Below are 17394 nucleotides of genomic sequence, written 5' to 3'. Positions count from 1 at the left end.
AATTTCCAGCTATCATCTGTTAACATTAGTCTTGGCATTTGGGGTAATTGTTTTGATTTTTGGCGAAACCATTATAACAGCCCCATTTGCTGCTTGCTTTTTATACCAAAAAGATCAACACGCTCTAGATAATTGAATTTTTCCTTTTCTCTAAACCAAGATATTTCACTAAATAATTCTTTATTTTTTGAGAGAAAACCTTTCATTTTGTCTTCAGCAATACTAGTAACAATGTAGGGTTTCAACTCTTGGCAATATAAATCGCTTTCATTTTGCATCTTCAAAAATTCAGCATCGCCAAACTCAACAATAAGCCCATGACCATTTTCACTCACATAGCTACAAACTTTTAATTCATTTAGATTCATAATTTCCTACTATATAAATAAGTTATATTTTATGTATGGAATTATAAAAATCCATATTATAAATATTATTTATTGGATATTAAAAAATCGATTGAACTGATAATTTTTTGTAGAATTCACAAAAATTGATCGATGTTGCTAAGTCAAAAAGAAAATATTTTAAACTTTGTTGGCTCTATTTTAATTTATTATAATACATGAAAAGTAATATATAAACAAAAGCATGAATATCTATTCACATTATTAAGATACTATAAGTCAGATTAAAATCCAGAAACAGTTAATTTATATAAATTTGTTAATGAAATCACAAAATAGCAGTTATTTCACTCAGGAGTTAAAGTAAATAAATTAGTTACATGATAAGCGTGATAAAAATAGATAATTGCTAGTAACAAGAGGAGTTAGCCTGCAAATTTATTGACCTAATTAAGCCCTAGATCAGATAGCACTCCATAACGGAGTGCAATCTAAGAATCTGCTATCTACGCAATTAAATTATCGCAATTACAGCACATCAACCGCATTCAGTTCTTTAAAAGCCTGCTCCAGACGAACAATCATGGAGGATTGGCCAGCACGCAGCCAAACACGTGGATCATAATATTTCTTATTAGGCTTATCCGCGCCTTCTGGGTTACCCAGTTGGCCTTGCAGGTAGCCTTCATTCTTTTTGTAGTAGTTCAGAATACCTTCCCAAGCCGCCCACTGGGTATCGGTATCGATATTCATTTTAATTACGCCGTAACTAACTGCTTCCTGAATTTCTTCTGCGGTAGACCCGGAACCACCGTGGAAAACAAAGTCCAGGCTGTTGTGCGGAAGGTTGAATTTCTCAGAAACGTAGTCCTGTGAATTACGCAGAATTTTTGGCGTCAGTTTAACGTTACCCGGTTTGTATACACCGTGAACGTTACCGAAAGACGCCGCGATGGTGAAACGTGGGCTGATCGCGTTCAGTTTTTCATATGCATAAGCCACATCTTCTGGCTGAGTATACAGGGAAGAACTGTCCAGATGGCTGTTATCAACGCCGTCTTCTTCACCACCAGTACAACCCAGTTCGATTTCCAGAGTCATGTCGAGTTTCGCCATGCGTGTAAGATATTGGCTGCAAATCTCAATGTTTTCTTCCAGAGATTCCTCTGACAGGTCAATCATGTGGGAAGAGAACAGTGGCTTGCCGGTTTGCGCGTAGTATTTTTCACCTGCATTCAGAAGGCCGTCTATCCATGGCAACAGTTTGCGTGCGCAGTGGTCAGTATGCAGGATCACAGGAACGCCGTAATGTTCTGCCATCTGATGAACGTGGTGGGCACCAGAAATAGCACCGATAATCGCTGCCTGCTGGCCTTCTGCTTTCAAGCCCTTACCAGCAACGAAAGATGCACCGCCGTTAGAAAACTGGATAATAACCGGAGCACGTACTTTTGCCGCCGTTTCCAACACTGCGTTGATGGAATCAGTGCCGACGCAGTTAACCGCTGGTAACGCGAAGTTGTTTTCTTTAGCGACAGCAAAGACTTTTTGAACATCATCACCAGTGATGACACCCGGTTTTACGAAATCAAAAATTTTAGACATGTTACGTGGTCCTGTATTGACATTGAACAGGCAGTCAACGCTGCCTGTTATCACAAAACTTAGTTACTGTTAGCACGTTCTTCCAGCATCACAACGGCTGGCAGTTTTTTACCTTCGACGAACTCAAGGAAAGCACCACCACCGGTAGAGATATAAGAGATCTTGTCGGCAATTTCGAACAAGTCGATTGCCGCTAAGGTATCACCGCCACCTGCGATAGAGAAAGCATCACTTTCAGCAATCGCGCGGGCAACAATTTCGGTTCCTTTACGGAAGTTAGGGAATTCAAAAACACCCACTGGCCCATTCCACAGAATGGTTTTTGCGTGTTTCAGGATTTCAGCCAGACGCTCAGCAGAAGCATCACCCAAATCAAGGATCTGCTCTTCGTCTTTAATTTCGCTGGTGGATTTCAGCGTTGCTTCCGCAGTTTCAGAAAATTCAGTCGCAACACGAACATCAGTCGGAACCGGGATATCACAACTTTCCAGTAATTTTTTCGCTTCTGGAATCAAATCGTCTTCGTACAAAGAGCGACCAACATTATGCCCTTCTGCCGCAACGAAAGTATTGGCAATCCCACCCCCGACGATAAGCTGATCGGCAATTTTGGACAGTGAATCAAGAACTGTCAGTTTAGTTGAGACTTTAGAGCCGCCGACAATCGCCACCATTGGACGAGCCGGGTTGCGCAACGCTTTACCCAGAGCTTCCAGTTCACCTGACAGCAGCGGGCCCGCACACGCAATTGTTGCAAATTTGGCAACGCCATGAGTTGATGCCTGAGCACGGTGTGCTGTACCAAAAGCATCCATTACATACACATCACACAGTGCTGCATATTGCTTCGATAATGTTTCATCGTCTTTTTTCTCACCTTTGTTGAAGCGGACATTCTCCAGTACAACTAACTCGCCTTCCGCCACTTCAACACCATCCAGATAGTTTTTTTCCAGACGAACAGGAGAAGACAGTTTTCCTTTCAGGTAATCAACGACAGGTTTCAATGAGAACTCTTCGTTGTATTCTCCCTCAGTCGGGCGCCCCAGGTGAGAAGTAACCATGACTTTGGCTCCCTGATTCAACGCGGCCTCGATCGTCGGCAAAGACGCACGGATACGTGCATCAGAGGTAACTTTGCCATCTTTTACAGGCACATTCAGATCAGCACGGATTAATACACGTTTACCCGCCAGATCTAAATCAGTCATCTTAATTACAGACATGGTGAATCCTCTCATTGATTCTCTATAAAATTACTCAATCTTCTGCTGTGTGCTGTTTGTCAATGCGTTCAATACAACACAACAGATGATTATTTAAAACCAGTTGCAGCCATTGCCAACGTTGTATCAAGCATCCGGTTGGCAAAGCCCCACTCATTATCACACCACACGAGAGTTTTGATCAGATGGTGTCCGCTGACCCTCGTTTGTGTGCCATCCACAATGGCACTGTGGGGATCGTGGTTAAAATCCGTAGAAACTAACGGCAAATCAGTATAATCCACTATACCACGAAACTCTCTGGTCGCTGATTTTTGCAGGAGTTGGTTCACATCTTCAACATCCACTGCGGCGTGAACTGTTACGCTTAAATCAATCGCGGTCACATTGATGGTGGGCACCCGCACAGAAATTGCTTCAAACCGATCACTGAATTTGGGGAAGATACGAGTGATCCCCGCCGCCAGTTTTGTATCGACAGGAATAATAGATTGACTAGCTGCCCGGGTTCGGCGCAAATCAGGGTGATAAGCATCAATCACCGGCTGATCATTCATAGATGCGTGAATGGTTGTCACCGTACCAGACTCAATATTGAATTCATCATCCAATACTTTGATGATTGGAATGATACAGTTTGTCGTACAGGAGGCATTGGAAACAATTCGATCTTCTGCAACTAATGAATGATGGTTGACACCATATACCACCGTTGCATCCAGATTATTTCCTCCCGGATGCGCAAACAGAACTTTTTTGGCGCCACTTGCAATATGGGATTCCCCATCCACCCGTTCACCATACTTGCCCGTACAATCAAGTACGATATCAATACCCAGCTCTTTCCACGGTAAAGCTGAGATATCCGGCTGATGAAACAGCCGGATACTGTCATCTCCTACTTGCAATAAATCATTATTCAGGCGTATATCCCATGCAAAACGCCCATGACTGGAATCGTATTTCAATAAGTGAGCAACACCTTCCGCATCTGCCAGCTCATTGATAGCGATCACCGAAATTTCAGCACGACGCCCGGATTCGTAGAGAGCACGCAAGATACTCCGCCCTATTCTGCCAAACCCGTTAATCGCAACCCTGATTGTCATGTTACTCCCTGAATTTCTCTGTTGTCATGCAACCGCTTAGGATAACTGAGCAACTGCGCCTTGTACGGATGATTCATCACAAAATTAGTTAGACTGTGATGGACAAGACATTTTACACATTGATTTATATACTTAACTGAAACGGTTCAGCTAATAAAAAAACAGATTACGAGAAAAAAAGCGTGATGGCAAGCATCATCAATCACATCATGAAGTAAAAATTGAATAAAAAAAGAGCGCATTCACACAAAATTTGATGCGAATGCGCTTACTGTCTCGTTTGCTAATTATTTAAGCAGGGATGTCGCTTTGGCTACTACGTTTTCAACGGTAAAACCAAACTCTTTAAACAGAGCATCAGCAGGGGCAGATTCACCGAAGGTATTCATGCCGACGATAGCACCGTTAATACCAACATATTTGTACCAGTAGTCAGCAATACCCGCTTCTACAGCGACACGGGCAGACACTGCGGCCGGCAGCACCGCTTCACGGTATGCTGCATCTTGCTTGTCGAAAGCATCTGTGGATGGCATGGATACCACGCGGACCTGACGACCTTCTGCACTTAATTGCTCAGCCGCTTTCACTGCCAGTTCAACTTCAGAGCCAGTCGAGATCAGGATCAATTCAGGCTGACCCGCGCAATCTTTCAGGATATAAGCACCTTTCTCAATATTCGCCAATTGTTCAGCAGTACGCGCCTGCTGTGCCAGATTTTGACGGGAGAAGATCAGAGCAGTCGGGCCATCTTTGCGCTCAATTGCATATTTCCACGCAATTGCAGATTCAACCTGATCACATGGACGCCATGTGCTCATATTCGGGGTTACACGCAGGCTAGCGATTTGCTCAACTGGCTGGTGAGTCGGGCCATCTTCACCCAAGCCGATAGAATCGTGGGTATATACGAAGATGCTGCGAATTTTCATCAACGCCGCCATGCGTACAGCATTACGGGCATATTCGACAAACATCAGGAATGTTGCGCCATAAGGCACAAAACCGCCATGCAGGGCAATACCATTCATGATGGCAGACATACCGAATTCACGTACACCATAGTGGATGTAATTACCATCCTGAACTTCATTCAAAGGTTTGGAACCAGACCACATGGTCAGGTTACTTGGTGCTAAATCAGCGGAACCACCCATAAATTCTGGCAGAATTTTACCAAAGGCTTCCAGCGCATTTTGTGATGCCTTACGACTGGCAATGGAAGCAGGATTCTGTTGCAGGTTCTCAATGAATGCGTTAGCTTCTGCTTCCCAATTTTCTGGCAGTTCACCACTGACACGACGGGTAAACTCTGCTGCCAGCTCTGGATGTGCTTTTGCATAAGCTGCAAATTTTTCGTCCCAGGCGGCTTCTTTGGCTTTACCTGCATCTTGTGCATTCCAACCAGCGTAAATATCCTGAGGAATTTCGAATGCAGGATGCTCCCAGCCCAGCGCCTTACGGGTGGCTTCGATTTCTGCATCGCCCAATGGGGCACCGTGGCACTCTTCTTTACCTGCTTTGTTTGGTGAACCAAAACCAATAATGGTTTTACACATCAACAGAGATGGTTTACCGGTCTCTTTGCGTGCTGATTCAATGGCTGCTGCAATAGCGGCTGAATCATGTCCGTCGATACCACGGATAACATGCCAGCCATAGGCTTCAAAGCGTGCTGCGGTATCATCAGTGAACCAACCTTCTACTTCACCATCAATAGAAATACCGTTGTCATCATAGAAAGCGACCAGTTTGCCCAGTTTCAGAGTACCTGCCAAAGAGCACACTTCGTGGGAGATACCTTCCATCATGCAGCCGTCACCCATAAATACATAAGTATAGTGATCGACAATGTCATGACCAGAACGGTTAAACTGTGCTGCCAGCGTCCGTTCTGCAATCGCAAAGCCTACTGCGTTGGCGATACCTTGCCCCAGTGGGCCGGTAGTCGTTTCAACGCCTGAAGTATAGCCATATTCTGGATGGCCCGGAGTTTTGGAATGCAGTTGACGGAAATTCTTTAAATCGTCGATGGAAACATCATAACCCGTCAGGTGCAGTAAGCTATAAATCAGCATAGAACCGTGGCCGTTGGATAACACAAAGCGATCACGATCAGCCCAATTAGGATTAGTAGGGTTATGATTAAGATAGTCGCGCCACAGCACTTCAGCTATGTCAGCCATTCCCATCGGTGCACCAGGATGCCCTGATTTTGCTTTCTGCACAGCATCCATGCTCAAAAAACGGACAGCATTAGCAAGGGTTTTACGAGTGGTCATTCTTTACTCCAAGTCGGATAAAAGCGTTAGTGAACTAAGAACTAATTTTCGCAGTGCAGCATACAAACCGCAATCATTAATGCCAGATAATGAAAACTATCTTAATTTCCAATTTGCATCAATTCTTTGATTTACCCCGTTGTTTTGCCGAGTTTTCAGGCTGACACAGACAACCGGAGGCGACATTGCGCAAATAAGGAAATAATTTCCCCTGATATTTGCGCAATAGAAAACCACGTATTAAACACGATACTCAATAGTTTAATCAAGGCTAAAAACGCAAGTGTTTCTGCCATATTAGAATCATGATCTGAACACGCGAACGACCTCTAACTTAAAAAAGTTACCGATTTCAAGAACGGTAAATTTCATCATTTTCATCATCAAAACAAACAAAATTCACTTGTAATGTATTTTGATTACTAGAAAAACTAGAATGAATAATATCCAGAACGATTTCAGCCGCCAGTTTTTTGGAAAATAGTAAAGATATTTATTCAGGAAGAAATAATATCTTTAACGGACTATGTATTCCCTGCTATTCAATTATATTTCTATTAAAAATATTTTCTCGATATTTATTCATATATATTATCAGAACGGTCATTTACCTTAATTGGAATTAAATATGACAAAATTAAATATTATATACCCATTGGATTTCAAGATGCAGCGCGACGGCAAGGGAATGACAAATTCGTCGGGAACGAATTTGCCCAGCCAAAGGCTGGCCTCCGGTGAAAGGCAGGAGCCTTTCATTAATCCCCTGGAGGATAGATAACTATGTGACAGGGGTGAGTGAGCGCAGCCAACAAAGCTGCAACTTGAAAGACGACAGGTATAGCCACTCCAATATCGCACAAACCATCATGCTACTAATATATGCCGATGTGGAAAAACTGATGGTACACACTGCTTACCGCCAGCGCGGAATAGATAATATATTAATGAAAATAACTCGATAGGTTGGCAGCGCTGTATCGAAAATGTGATTTTATTGAGGCTGGGAATATTCCAAATTTCGCCATTAATTTCAATGGGAAATTTTCAGGAACAACGTATTTTTATAAATTGATTTGAGATTGTATTCACGTATTCAAGATATTGCTCTTTACGTACCATTATGATTTTTTTGATAAATATGAAAAACGTGGCAGGATAGTCAAAACTTTTGAGGATTATAATAAACTATTTTATTGACCTGAAATGACCTGAAATTAAAAATCCCCGAGTTAAAAACTCAGGGATTCTAAATTCTGGCGGTGCGGACGGGACTCGAACCCGCGACCCCCGGCGTGACAGGCCGGTATTCTAACCAACTGAACTACCGCACCGCGTGGCGTTCTGGTTAAGAACGGAGTGAATGATACGGGCTATGATAAAATCCGTCAATTGCTTTTTATGGCAAAATGGTTCATTTGCACAGTTTTTAGCCTTAACAATATATTTCCTTCCATTTTGCACTATTTTGTCAATGTATCTGTTCGGATTTTGACCGCCAGAGACAACTTCCCCCTTTCTTTTCCACCAAGTCTAAGCGGGATTCATGCTGAATTAATTCTTCATCAGATGCATGAATAACTTTTAATCCAGACTGAGGGCGAGTAACTTTCTGAATTTCTGCAATCAAAGCATTGCTTGAAATTTCTCCTTCCATAGAAAAAGCCAGTGATGTTTGGCCACCAGTCATCGCTAAATAGACGTCAGCCAGAATCTCGGCATCGAGCAATGCCCCGTGGAGAGTACGTTTCGAATTATCAAGTTGATAACGGTCACATAATGCATCAAGGTTATTGCGCTTGCCGGGGAAAAGTTTCCTTGCCAGCTTCAGGCTGTCTGTAATAGTACAAAAATCCGCCGTTGGCGGAATATCACGATTCAGCTTACTAAACTCATAATCCATAAAGCCGATATCGAACGTCGCGTTATGGATAATTAATTCAGCACCGCGAATAAACTCAATGAATTCATCGGCTATATCAGCAAATAACGGTTTGTCCTGCAAAAATTCATCGCTTATGCCGTGAACTTCAAATGCCTCTGGATCAACCAGACGTTCAGGTTTTACGTAAATATGAAAATGGCGCCCCGTCAAACGACGGTTGATAACTTCCACTGCACCAATTTCAATGATGTTGTGTCCCTCATAGTGAACACCTAACTTGTTCATACCGGTTGTTTCGGTATCAAGGACGATTTGGCGGGTAATTGCAGTGCTCATAGTGTTTTTTTGTGTCAGACTTAGAGTTTTGATTAAAGATGATATAGGAAGAGTCTACCAAAGATGAACAAACAGGTAGAAATTTTCACCGATGGTTCTTGCCTCGGCAATCCCGGCCCTGGCGGATATGGCATTTTACTCCGTTACCAACAGCATGAAAGAAAAATGAGCGGAGGTTATTTTCGCACGACCAACAATCGCATGGAGTTAATGGCTGCGATTATCGGGTTGGAGACGCTGAAACACCCTTGCACCGTGACCCTGACAACTGACAGCCAATATGTCCGCCAAGGAATTACTCAATGGATCCACAATTGGAAAAAACGCGGCTGGAAAAAAGCAGACAAATCTCCCGTGATTAATGTTGATCTCTGGCAACGGCTTGATAACGCCATTTCACGACATGATATTGACTGGCGCTGGGTCAAGGGCCATACCGGGCACAGGGAAAACGAAATATGTGATGAACTGGCCCGCGCAGCCGCCAATAACCCTGCTCAATCAGATGATGGTTATATTGAAAGTGAAAATTAGCCTGTAATTATCGCCTTTATCTTTCAACGTTGTGGCAGTGAAAACATTAACGACGGTGGAAATTTTTCACTGCCCCCAACGCATTACTGAACTTTGGTTTTAACAATGTTGCTCGCATAGAGTTCAGTGTCAAAGGTATTGTCCGCTTGCGGGCAATAATCACATTCAGGCAACCAAATATTGATGCACCAGCGTTATAACAACTATCCCCGCTTTGCCACGGTAAAACATGGAAGTTCGTATGATGAATCACCTCATAGTTTAGCAGGCGGAGCCAATCCAATTGCCGAAGCATAGAAAACATTTGTGCCCGACAATCCAGTCGGCGATATATCGGTGAAATCGCTTTCCTTAATCCCAATACACTTATTGGATTAAAACCACTGATAATCAACCAGCCATCATCAATGATTATTCTATCTACCTCTCTTAACAACCAATGAGGATCAATGCTATAAGTCAACATATGCGCCAACAGGCAAGCATCGGCAGATTTAGTGGCAAAAGGAAGATAGTGGGGATCAGCCATTACATCCATATTCTGCCCTTGCAAACCGATGTTGACTTGATGTCTGACCAGACAAGAACGGCTATCAATTTCTGTACTTAAGCTACCGATTTTCAATAAATGAAAACCAAAAATCTTTGGCCACCAAGATTCCAATTGACGTTCCAGAGCGGCGCGGTAATATTCTCCCCACGGTAATTCAGCCCAAGAAACGGGAGGGGTTATTTGCTTAACTGAACGTGCTGTTTGCATGTCATCTTCCTGTCAACCTACTATAAATCTACTACGAAAATGAGGCATATGATGGAGCTTATCAGGATCTCAGCCCTTTTAGATAATTACATTTGGTTACTTTGTGATGAAGACAAGCGTTGTGTCATTATTGATCCCGCAGAATCTCAGCCTGTCATTGACATTTTAGCAGCAAATCAACTTATTCCTGTGGCAATCTTCCTGACACACCACCATCATGATCATGTTGGCGGTGTACCCGGATTACTCATAAAACACCCGGAATTACCAGTGTATGGCCCTGAAGAGACCCGAAAAAAAGGCGCAACCCAAATTGTCCACGAACATGAAACCATTGAAATCGCGCACTTCTCTTTCCGTATCATAGAACTGCCGGGCCATACACTCGGCCACATCGCGTTCTATCAAGCTCCCCACTTATTTTGCGGAGACACGTTATTTTCTGGTGGCTGTGGGCGATTATTTGAAGGCACCGCTGAACAAATGTTCTCTTCTCTTGGAAAAATTTCATCACTACCTGATGACACATTAATTTGCTGTGCACATGAATATACAGCGGCAAATATGGCATTTGCAAAAGCAGTATTGCCTGATAATCAAACCATTCACAATTATTACCAAAAAATTATTGAGCGGCGTGAAAATAGACAAGCAACAGTACCCACAACTTTACAGACAGAGAAAAAAATTAATGTTTTCTTAAATTGTCACGATATTGATTTACAAAAAAATATCGGTATCAAACCTAATTCAATATCACTTTCTTCTGTTTTTCAGCAATTAAGGGCTTATAAAGATCGATTTTGATTTTGTTGGGTTGTCTTCTGCGTAATAGGTCAGTATGATCGCTCACCTTTTAGACAAACATCAAAAGAGAACATGAAGACAAAAGCGATCTTATTCGCTTCTGTTTTGCTTGCTGGGTGTCAATCGAGTCTGCAACCAAAGGCTCCATCTCAGCAGCATACACAGAAGATGTCTTCGACGAATCAGAAAATAGACAGTATTGCAGGGCAAGAAGATTCTGCAAACTGGAAGGAGAGTCCGACAACCCAACAAGATTTATGGGGACATATCCGTGATGAGTTGAAGATGGAAATTCCTAGTAATAGCAGAGTGCTAAAGCAACAAAATTACTACATGAAACACAAGAGCTATCTCCAAAATGTGACGTTGCGGGCAGGCCCGTACATCTATTGGATAGTTGAGCAGCTTGATAAACGAAAAATGCCAATGGAATTGGTGTTGCTGCCCATAGTGGAGAGTGCTTTTAACCCCCATGCTACCTCTTACGCTAAAGCCGCAGGTTTATGGCAGATTATCCCAAGTACAGGCCGCCATTATGGTTTGACACAAGACAAATGGTACGATGCCCGGCGTGATGTTGCGGCATCAACGACTGCCGCACTGGATATGTTTGAGCAGCTGAACAAGCGGTTCAATGGAGATTGGTTATTAACCATCGCCGCTTACAATAGCGGTGAAGGCCGGGTAATGCGTGCAATCAGAGACAATGCAGCGAAAGGAAAGCCGACAGATTTCTGGTCGTTATCACTGCCACGGGAAACGATGCATTATGTTCCCAAGATATTGGCATTAAGCAACATTATTCGCCATAACAAAGAGTTCGGTTTCAAGCTACCAGAATCCAACAATCAACAAGCGTTGACCAAAGTTGAGGTGGGACAACCAATCATGTTATCCCAAGCGGCTAAATTATCTGGACTATCGTTAACATCTGTCAGAGCATATAATCCGGGTTATAAACAAGGTATGACTTCCCCTCATGGGCCGCATTACATCATGCTGCCAAAACAGAACGTCAGCCAGTTTAAAACCTCATTGACTGATGAAAACGTTCTGAAGGATATCCGCCTGTCTGTGACGCATAACGCCCGTAAACTACAACAACAAGGCCAATATACAGTTCGTGCCGGAGATACATTGTCAGCGATAGCCAAGCGCTTCAATACCACCCATAGGGATTTACAGCGATTTAATAGCCTGAAAACAGCGGATCGGCTTAAAATCGGGCAAGTGCTGAAAATCGATAATAGTGGCCCTGTCACTTATCGGGTACGTAGAGGCGACTCTTTTTCCAGCATCGCCAAACGCCATAATGTCAATCTCAATGATCTGATAAACTGGAATAAAAACATTAAAATCAAAGAAATGAAACCCGGTATAGCACTGACGCTTTATCTTAATTAAGTTGTTTTATCGTTTCCGATCTATGCTCCCTGTCTAAAAAGACAGGGAGCATAGATAAACGTATTTAAAAATAGAGGTGTGAATTGACATCATTGAAATCAGATAACTTACCTTCTACTTTTTCCGAAATTAAGGATTATCTTTTACTTCATTTTAGGTTCCAATTAAGTAGCATTCCTTATTTCGAAGCAGAAAGCCGTGACTACAACGCCATGCGTTTTAAGCTGAATGGCAAATCGATCGTTTTTCGTCAGGCTAAAACTACACCTAACAAACAGGGACAATTCGTCACTCTTTGGAAAAGGTCCACACTAGATTCAAAAATCATGCCTTTTGAACCCAGTGATAATATTGATTTCTGCTTAATCGCCACTTTTTCAGGGAATCAAAAAGGTATTTTTCTGCTCGATACACATACCCTAATAGCGAAAGGTGTTTTTTCGACATCATCAAAAAAAGGTAAAAGGGCTATTCGAGTTTACCCGACTTGGGAATCCCCTACTTCAAGACAGTCTATTCAAACACAAAAATGGCAATCTTTACACTTTATAGATTTCAATAATCAGGAAGATGCCATTGCGAGATTTAAATATCTATTTGAAAACAATAATAACCTCAGTTAATGATAATCGCTAAATAGTTCAATTTTTTCTTTAAATAGTTTAGGGATTAATTACACTCAAATATAAGAATTACTGAATGTAGATTCTCAAGATATTTTATTTTAAGATATAAACTCTATAGTTATGAACATTATAATAACATCACCTAATGTTTCTTGAATTTTAAAAATATTACAATATTAACCTTATCCCATCTCATAGGTATTTTATGAAAAAAATTGCGATTTTTATGGCATTAATTTCAGGTACAACATTCCATTCTGCAATAGCAGCAGAAAAAATCGTTGAACTTCAGAAAGTCACTGGTGTTAACGCACAAAAAGGTATTAATCTGACGATCAAATGTGCTGCTAATCCGTCCTTAAAAGTCAAAGGACTACAATCTGCTATCGATAAACTCGATATTAATCACGATGAAAACATACTTAGCTTAATTAACAATGCTAACAACAAAGACAATGTTTTCTCTCAAGGCCTTGATATTACTTTATATACTAATCAACCACTGAATAATCTCACAACTAAACAAGGGGTGAAAGTGAAAGTGGCAGCTTGTGCCGTCAATAGTGAAAGATTGGAAGTAACCGGTGAAATGGGTAGTAAAATTGATGTTGAAGGCCACACCAAACACTTAGATTTAGGGCTGGATATGGGAGCTGTATTTAATAATTCATCTCAAAAATTTAGTGCTGATTCCGCTCAAGTAAGCTTAAGTAGGGGTGCCAAAGCCTTTCTTTGCCATATTCCTGAGATTACAGGTAATCTGACAGCCGGAACCAGTATCTCTGTGGATAAAAATACAGTAGTCAAAACCAGAAATAATTTAGCCAGCGAGATTTCTACAGATTCTTGTTCTTAAAAAACGCAATTATTTCGATAGGTGAAGAAAACAGTTTCCATATTCTTCATCACTTATAGGAACTGTTACCAATCACACGTTTTTATTTCAAATAACGTTCAATTGATTTGTTTATGATTTTATCAGCCTCTGCTAAATGCAGTGTGGCGAAATCAGTCACAGCTTGGGCGAGTCGTTGCGTATACGCCAATTTCAGCAAATTAGGTGGTGTTTCGGTTTGGCGTGAATTACGCCATCTAAAAGAAATAAATTTACCTGATGACAAAATCAAGGCGGTTTGGCAGGCGGCTTATACTCAAGCACAGGGTGAGCCATAGGTTACACGCTGTGACCTGATCATTCTCTTATCGTATAAATATATACCATTTGGCAGCCCTTATGGCGAGGATATTCACTCCATACAAGGCGTCACATCGCCACTTTTATCCCGAGCTGAATTTATTTGTACACGAATTAATCAATAGTCCATTACACCAAAATCTGATACCTCTGTACCTGAATGTGGTATTCATAAAAACAACGCAATATTTTCCTCTTGGAGTTCTGTCAATAACTGTACGGATGATCAGATAAATCACTCTAGAGATGAAAGGAGTGGTATAACAAAAAGTAGCATGGTGTCATTAGTAAATATTTCCATAAAAGTAATAAGTGATAGTTACTAACTATTAAATTTTATCATTATAAAAGGAAAAAACCACTTTAACTTTTTTCCAATCAGGTGTACTGTATATACATACAGTTTTATATGGAGGCGAATATATCAGTGGAATCTCTTATGGAATCATTGGTAGCGCAACGTATTAATTTTATTGCCAGAATGGCAACAAGTTGCGAATGCAATCATGCGGAAGACAAAGAACTGGCTTTGGTTTGGATAGCGGAATTATCTGCACCTTATGAAAAAAGACTCGATAGTTATCAAAATTCGTCAAAAAACAACTTATTAGATAACGATATGTCGGGAAGTTCGGGTTCAATCGAAGAATAGATTTGGCGGAAGAACAGGATGCGAGTGGAGATACTTTTCTATAGGCAAGCTAATGTTTCTGAAGTAACCATGTCTGCACTTGAAAGTGAACTAAAAAAAGAATACTACCGCAGTATCCTGATACGCATTTTAGAATTGCAATCAGTAGCAATACCTCCGTAAGAGTGACAGAAACCAAAAATAGTAGTGAACATAACCAAATGATGGAACTTATTCAAAATGTCTGGGAGGATGATAGTTGGCTGTCGGATTAGACCCGACAGAATAGGGATATCCTCCAACAGATGGCAAGGTATTATAATAAGATAAGACAGCATAAAGGCAGGAAATTGTTTCCTGCCTTTATGCTATTTAGAGCAAATAAACGAAACTGTTGTTCATTTTTGTGCCGCCAGCCTAACAAATTCCTCTTATTGAGGCATATTCCTGAATATCCGATCATAACTCTTCGATTTACAGACTGTTTTCTGCAAAGAAAAAGGAGAGTGTATGCAAGTTATCGCACAACAAAATGAAACGGTTGATTCCATATGCTGGCGTCATTATGGACGTACGCTGGGAATGACAGAACGCATGTTACAGGCAAACCCAGGATTGGCTGATTTTGGCGCGGTATTGCCTCATGGAACAAAAGTTAAAATGCCGGAGTTCATGCCTGCAGCCAGCAAGCCCATTATCCAGCTTTGGGATTAAGAGGCATGTATGGATAAATACAGCCACGCTACTTATACCTGCGCCAGTATCACTGCCATTTTTTCCGGCCTGTCTTTATATGAATGGAGCTTTATTCTTGGGGCGTTCGCCAGTATCACCCTAGGTATTCTGACCTATCTACTCAATCGTAGGGAACAGATGAAACGAACCCTAATTTTGAAAAATATTCTGGAAAATTTGGAATTAGAACCCGCATCTAAATCGACCAAGATTGTCAGCGAGCTGATCAAACAAGCGCCGAAAGATTTGTAGTATGCAGGTGAACTGGCTTGTAGGAATTGGCACGATGAAAAAAACGCCTTTAATTGTCAGTCTGGTGATTGGTGGAATTCTTGGTTGGTGGGGACATCGTTCCTTATTTCTCAGTGAATTGGCAGGGTTGAAACAACAGCATACTGCACAGCTTGTTGCTATCAACCAACAAGCGCGTTCAGAAACGCTGGCTGCTATCCAACAAATGAAAGAAGCACAAAATCGGGCTGCGAAACTGGATGAATACTATTCAGGAAAATTAGCTCATGTTACCGAAGAAAATGCTGCTTTGCGCACTGACATTGCTGCTGGTTATCGGAGGGTGCAAATCGCCGCCGCCAACCTTGCTACCTGTCAGCTCACCCAAGACCGAAATACCAGCACCCGCAGCATGGGCGATGGAGTCCAAATCGAACTCACTGCAGAAGCTGGACGCACTATTTACGATATCCGAACCGGAATTATCCGCGATCAAACCAAATTAGACTACCTACAACAATACGTACGTGAAGTTGTTCGGCAATGTAAAGCAGAGTGATTGTGTCCCATCAAGAAAGCCTTCTTTCATTATGGAAGAAGGCTTTTATTTTGTTGATTTAAAAATATTTATTGCTGAGTTTGTATGTTGTTTCCTACAAATCCGGCTTAATGTCCGACCTGCTTTTTCATGGCATTCTTACGCCATGAACACACAACTCACTGAACTGATGCGCTTATTGCGCAACCTGATCCGAACAGGCGTCATTACCCAAGTGGACACCACAAAGGGAATGTGCCGGGTCGCGACAGGCAATCTTGAAACCAACTGGCTGCACTGGTTGACATCCAGAGCGGGAAACTCCCGCACATGGTGGGCGCCCAGTGTCGGTGAGCAGGTTTTATTACTATCCATAGGCGGAGAATTGACCACTGCCTTTGTATTGCCTGCGATTTTTTCAGATGAGTTTCCGGCACCATCAACCTCTCCTGAAGCGACACATATTACGTTTCCGGATGGTGCAGTGATGGAGTATGAACCGCAATCCGGCGCATTGACTGTGACTGGCATCAAAACCGCGACAGTGACTGCTTCGGATTCCGCCCATATTACCGCGCCGGAAATTACCTGTGTCGCCAGCACCCGAATCACGCTGGATACACCGGAAGTCATCTGCACGCAGCTAATGAGCACAGGCAATTTGATTGTGCGCAACGGCGGCAAAATGACGGGCAATATTGAACACACCGGAGGCACATTCAGTTCCAACGGCGTGGTCGTGGATTCCCATAAACACACCGGCATCAGGTCAGGCGGTGACACATCAGGAGGCCCCGTATGATGTATCTGGGTATGAACCGGCAAACAGGCCGGGAGTTGACAGATCTGGCACACGTCCGGCAATCCGTCAGCGATATTTTATTAACCCCCGTGGGCAGCCGTATCGCGCGTCGTACCTACGGCTCTTTGCTGCCTGAACTGATCGACTGGCCACAGAACCCGGCGCTCCGGCTTCAGGTCATGGCGGCCAGTTATACCGCAATCAGTCGTTGGGAACCCCGTGTGACGCTAACGTCCATCACGATGGAAACCGGACAGGACGGCAAAATGGTGGTGGATATCACGGGTACTTATCATCAATCCGCCAAGGAATTTTCACTTTCTATTCCGGTGAGGTAAAGC

20 protein-coding genes and 1 tRNA gene are annotated in these 17394 nt (G+C 42.4%); 13 read left to right on the top strand and 8 right to left on the bottom strand.

Annotation, left to right across the window (positions count from 1 at the left end):
* Positions 1–71: 71 nt before the first annotated feature.
* From AACQ81_RS09780 to dnaQ, 7 genes are all read right to left on the bottom strand, one after another.
* Positions 72–368 (bottom strand): hypothetical protein, encoded by a 297-nt coding sequence (locus tag AACQ81_RS09780; protein ID WP_237387127.1) that lies wholly within the window; start codon positions 366–368, stop codon positions 72–74.
* 507 nt (positions 369–875) lie between these two features.
* Positions 876–1952: a class II fructose-bisphosphate aldolase gene (gene fbaA, locus AACQ81_RS09775; protein ID WP_237387126.1), complete on the bottom strand. Its 1077-nt coding sequence runs from the start codon at positions 1950–1952 to the stop codon at positions 876–878.
* Between the two features lie 59 nt (positions 1953–2011).
* Positions 2012–3178, bottom strand: coding sequence for a phosphoglycerate kinase (gene pgk, locus AACQ81_RS09770; RefSeq protein ID WP_237387125.1), 1167 nt, complete (start codon positions 3176–3178; stop codon positions 2012–2014).
* 89 nt (positions 3179–3267) lie between these two features.
* Entirely contained in the window at positions 3268–4287 is a 1020-nt protein-coding gene (epd, locus tag AACQ81_RS09765) for an erythrose-4-phosphate dehydrogenase (RefSeq protein WP_237387124.1), read from the bottom strand.
* Positions 4288–4574: 287 nt separating this feature from the next.
* Entirely contained in the window at positions 4575–6569 is a 1995-nt protein-coding gene (gene tkt, locus AACQ81_RS09760) for a transketolase (RefSeq protein WP_237387123.1), read from the bottom strand.
* Between the two features lie 1257 nt (positions 6570–7826).
* Positions 7827–7903, bottom strand: a tRNA-Asp gene (locus AACQ81_RS09755).
* Between the two features lie 137 nt (positions 7904–8040).
* On the bottom strand, positions 8041–8790 hold the full coding sequence (gene dnaQ, locus AACQ81_RS09750; protein ID WP_237387122.1) for a DNA polymerase III subunit epsilon: 750 nt from the start codon (positions 8788–8790) through the stop codon (positions 8041–8043).
* Between the two features lie 63 nt (positions 8791–8853).
* Between dnaQ and rnhA the strand changes: the two genes are divergently transcribed.
* Positions 8854–9324 carry a ribonuclease HI gene (gene rnhA / locus AACQ81_RS09745; RefSeq protein ID WP_237387121.1) on the top strand — a complete coding sequence of 157 codons (471 nt, stop codon included), beginning with the start codon at positions 8854–8856 and terminating at the stop codon, positions 9322–9324.
* Positions 9325–9370: 46 nt separating this feature from the next.
* Here the strand turns inward: rnhA and AACQ81_RS09740 are convergent, their stop codons facing one another.
* A complete protein-coding gene (locus tag AACQ81_RS09740; protein WP_237387120.1) occupies positions 9371–10084 on the bottom strand; it encodes a methyltransferase domain-containing protein in 714 nt (237 codons plus the stop codon).
* Positions 10085–10135: 51 nt separating this feature from the next.
* Between AACQ81_RS09740 and gloB the strand changes: the two genes are divergently transcribed.
* The 12 genes from gloB (at position 10136) to AACQ81_RS09680 (ending at position 17391) form a co-directional block, all read left to right on the top strand.
* Positions 10136–10891: a hydroxyacylglutathione hydrolase gene (gloB, locus tag AACQ81_RS09735; RefSeq protein WP_237387130.1), complete on the top strand. Its 756-nt coding sequence runs from the start codon at positions 10136–10138 to the stop codon at positions 10889–10891.
* Positions 10892–10963: 72 nt separating this feature from the next.
* Positions 10964–12295, top strand: a complete 1332-nt coding sequence (mltD, locus tag AACQ81_RS09730) for a murein transglycosylase D (protein WP_237387119.1) — start codon at positions 10964–10966, stop codon at positions 12293–12295.
* Between the two features lie 83 nt (positions 12296–12378).
* A complete protein-coding gene (locus tag AACQ81_RS09725) occupies positions 12379–12918 on the top strand; it encodes a MepB family protein (RefSeq protein ID WP_237387118.1) in 540 nt (179 codons plus the stop codon).
* A gap of 208 nt (positions 12919–13126) precedes the next feature.
* Positions 13127–13777 (top strand): GIN domain-containing protein, encoded by a 651-nt coding sequence (locus AACQ81_RS09720; RefSeq protein ID WP_237387117.1) that lies wholly within the window; start codon positions 13127–13129, stop codon positions 13775–13777.
* 113 nt (positions 13778–13890) lie between these two features.
* Positions 13891–14094 carry a hypothetical protein gene (locus AACQ81_RS09715; RefSeq protein WP_237387116.1) on the top strand — a complete coding sequence of 68 codons (204 nt, stop codon included), beginning with the start codon at positions 13891–13893 and terminating at the stop codon, positions 14092–14094.
* Positions 14095–14543: 449 nt separating this feature from the next.
* On the top strand, positions 14544–14768 hold the full coding sequence (locus AACQ81_RS09710; RefSeq protein ID WP_237387115.1) for a hypothetical protein: 225 nt from the start codon (positions 14544–14546) through the stop codon (positions 14766–14768).
* Positions 14769–14869: 101 nt separating this feature from the next.
* Positions 14870–15022 carry a DinI-like family protein gene (locus AACQ81_RS09705; protein WP_336885677.1) on the top strand — a complete coding sequence of 51 codons (153 nt, stop codon included), beginning with the start codon at positions 14870–14872 and terminating at the stop codon, positions 15020–15022.
* 235 nt (positions 15023–15257) lie between these two features.
* A complete protein-coding gene (locus AACQ81_RS09700; protein WP_237387114.1) occupies positions 15258–15461 on the top strand; it encodes a tail protein X in 204 nt (67 codons plus the stop codon).
* A gap of 9 nt (positions 15462–15470) precedes the next feature.
* Positions 15471–15734 (top strand): phage holin family protein, encoded by a 264-nt coding sequence (locus AACQ81_RS09695; RefSeq protein WP_237387113.1) that lies wholly within the window; start codon positions 15471–15473, stop codon positions 15732–15734.
* A 34-nt stretch (positions 15735–15768) separates the two neighbouring features.
* Positions 15769–16272, top strand: coding sequence for a lysis system i-spanin subunit Rz (locus tag AACQ81_RS09690; protein WP_237387112.1), 504 nt, complete (start codon positions 15769–15771; stop codon positions 16270–16272).
* 145 nt (positions 16273–16417) lie between these two features.
* Positions 16418–17053, top strand: coding sequence for a phage baseplate assembly protein V (locus tag AACQ81_RS09685; RefSeq protein ID WP_237387111.1), 636 nt, complete (start codon positions 16418–16420; stop codon positions 17051–17053).
* Positions 17050–17391, top strand: coding sequence for a GPW/gp25 family protein (locus AACQ81_RS09680; protein ID WP_237387110.1), 342 nt, complete (start codon positions 17050–17052; stop codon positions 17389–17391). Before AACQ81_RS09685 ends, AACQ81_RS09680 begins: the two co-directional genes overlap by 4 nt.
* Positions 17392–17394 lie beyond the last annotated feature (3 nt).

Origin of the sequence: Xenorhabdus sp. Sc-CR9 (genome assembly GCF_963897815.1) — a bacterium.
Lineage (GTDB): Bacteria > Pseudomonadota > Gammaproteobacteria > Enterobacterales > Enterobacteriaceae > Xenorhabdus.
The sequence above is the reverse complement of the archived record's forward strand: the minus strand, read 5'-3'. Positions and strand labels throughout refer to the sequence as shown.

Bases quoted from the DNA above. Each gene is read 5' to 3' on its own strand.
- AACQ81_RS09780 (WP_237387127.1), bottom strand. From the start codon at position 368: ATGAATCTAAATGAATTAAAAGTTTGTAGCTATGTGAGTGAAAATGGT.
- fbaA (WP_237387126.1), bottom strand. From the start codon at position 1,952: ATGTCTAAAATTTTTGATTTCGTAAAACCGGGTGTCATCACTGGTGAT.
- pgk (WP_237387125.1), bottom strand. From the start codon at position 3,178: ATGTCTGTAATTAAGATGACTGATTTAGATCTGGCGGGTAAACGTGTA.
- epd (WP_237387124.1), bottom strand. From the start codon at position 4,287: ATGACAATCAGGGTTGCGATTAACGGGTTTGGCAGAATAGGGCGGAGT.
- tkt (WP_237387123.1), bottom strand. From the start codon at position 6,569: ATGACCACTCGTAAAACCCTTGCTAATGCTGTCCGTTTTTTGAGCATG.
- dnaQ (WP_237387122.1), bottom strand. From the start codon at position 8,790: ATGAGCACTGCAATTACCCGCCAAATCGTCCTTGATACCGAAACAACC.
- rnhA (WP_237387121.1), top strand. From the start codon at position 8,854: ATGAACAAACAGGTAGAAATTTTCACCGATGGTTCTTGCCTCGGCAAT.
- AACQ81_RS09740 (WP_237387120.1), bottom strand. From the start codon at position 10,084: ATGCAAACAGCACGTTCAGTTAAGCAAATAACCCCTCCCGTTTCTTGG.
- gloB (WP_237387130.1), top strand. From the start codon at position 10,136: ATGGAGCTTATCAGGATCTCAGCCCTTTTAGATAATTACATTTGGTTA.
- mltD (WP_237387119.1), top strand. From the start codon at position 10,964: ATGAAGACAAAAGCGATCTTATTCGCTTCTGTTTTGCTTGCTGGGTGT.
- AACQ81_RS09720 (WP_237387117.1), top strand. From the start codon at position 13,127: ATGAAAAAAATTGCGATTTTTATGGCATTAATTTCAGGTACAACATTC.
- AACQ81_RS09715 (WP_237387116.1), top strand. From the start codon at position 13,891: ATGATTTTATCAGCCTCTGCTAAATGCAGTGTGGCGAAATCAGTCACA.
- AACQ81_RS09700 (WP_237387114.1), top strand. From the start codon at position 15,258: ATGCAAGTTATCGCACAACAAAATGAAACGGTTGATTCCATATGCTGG.
- AACQ81_RS09695 (WP_237387113.1), top strand. From the start codon at position 15,471: ATGGATAAATACAGCCACGCTACTTATACCTGCGCCAGTATCACTGCC.
- AACQ81_RS09690 (WP_237387112.1), top strand. From the start codon at position 15,769: ATGAAAAAAACGCCTTTAATTGTCAGTCTGGTGATTGGTGGAATTCTT.
- AACQ81_RS09685 (WP_237387111.1), top strand. From the start codon at position 16,418: ATGAACACACAACTCACTGAACTGATGCGCTTATTGCGCAACCTGATC.
- AACQ81_RS09680 (WP_237387110.1), top strand. From the start codon at position 17,050: ATGATGTATCTGGGTATGAACCGGCAAACAGGCCGGGAGTTGACAGAT.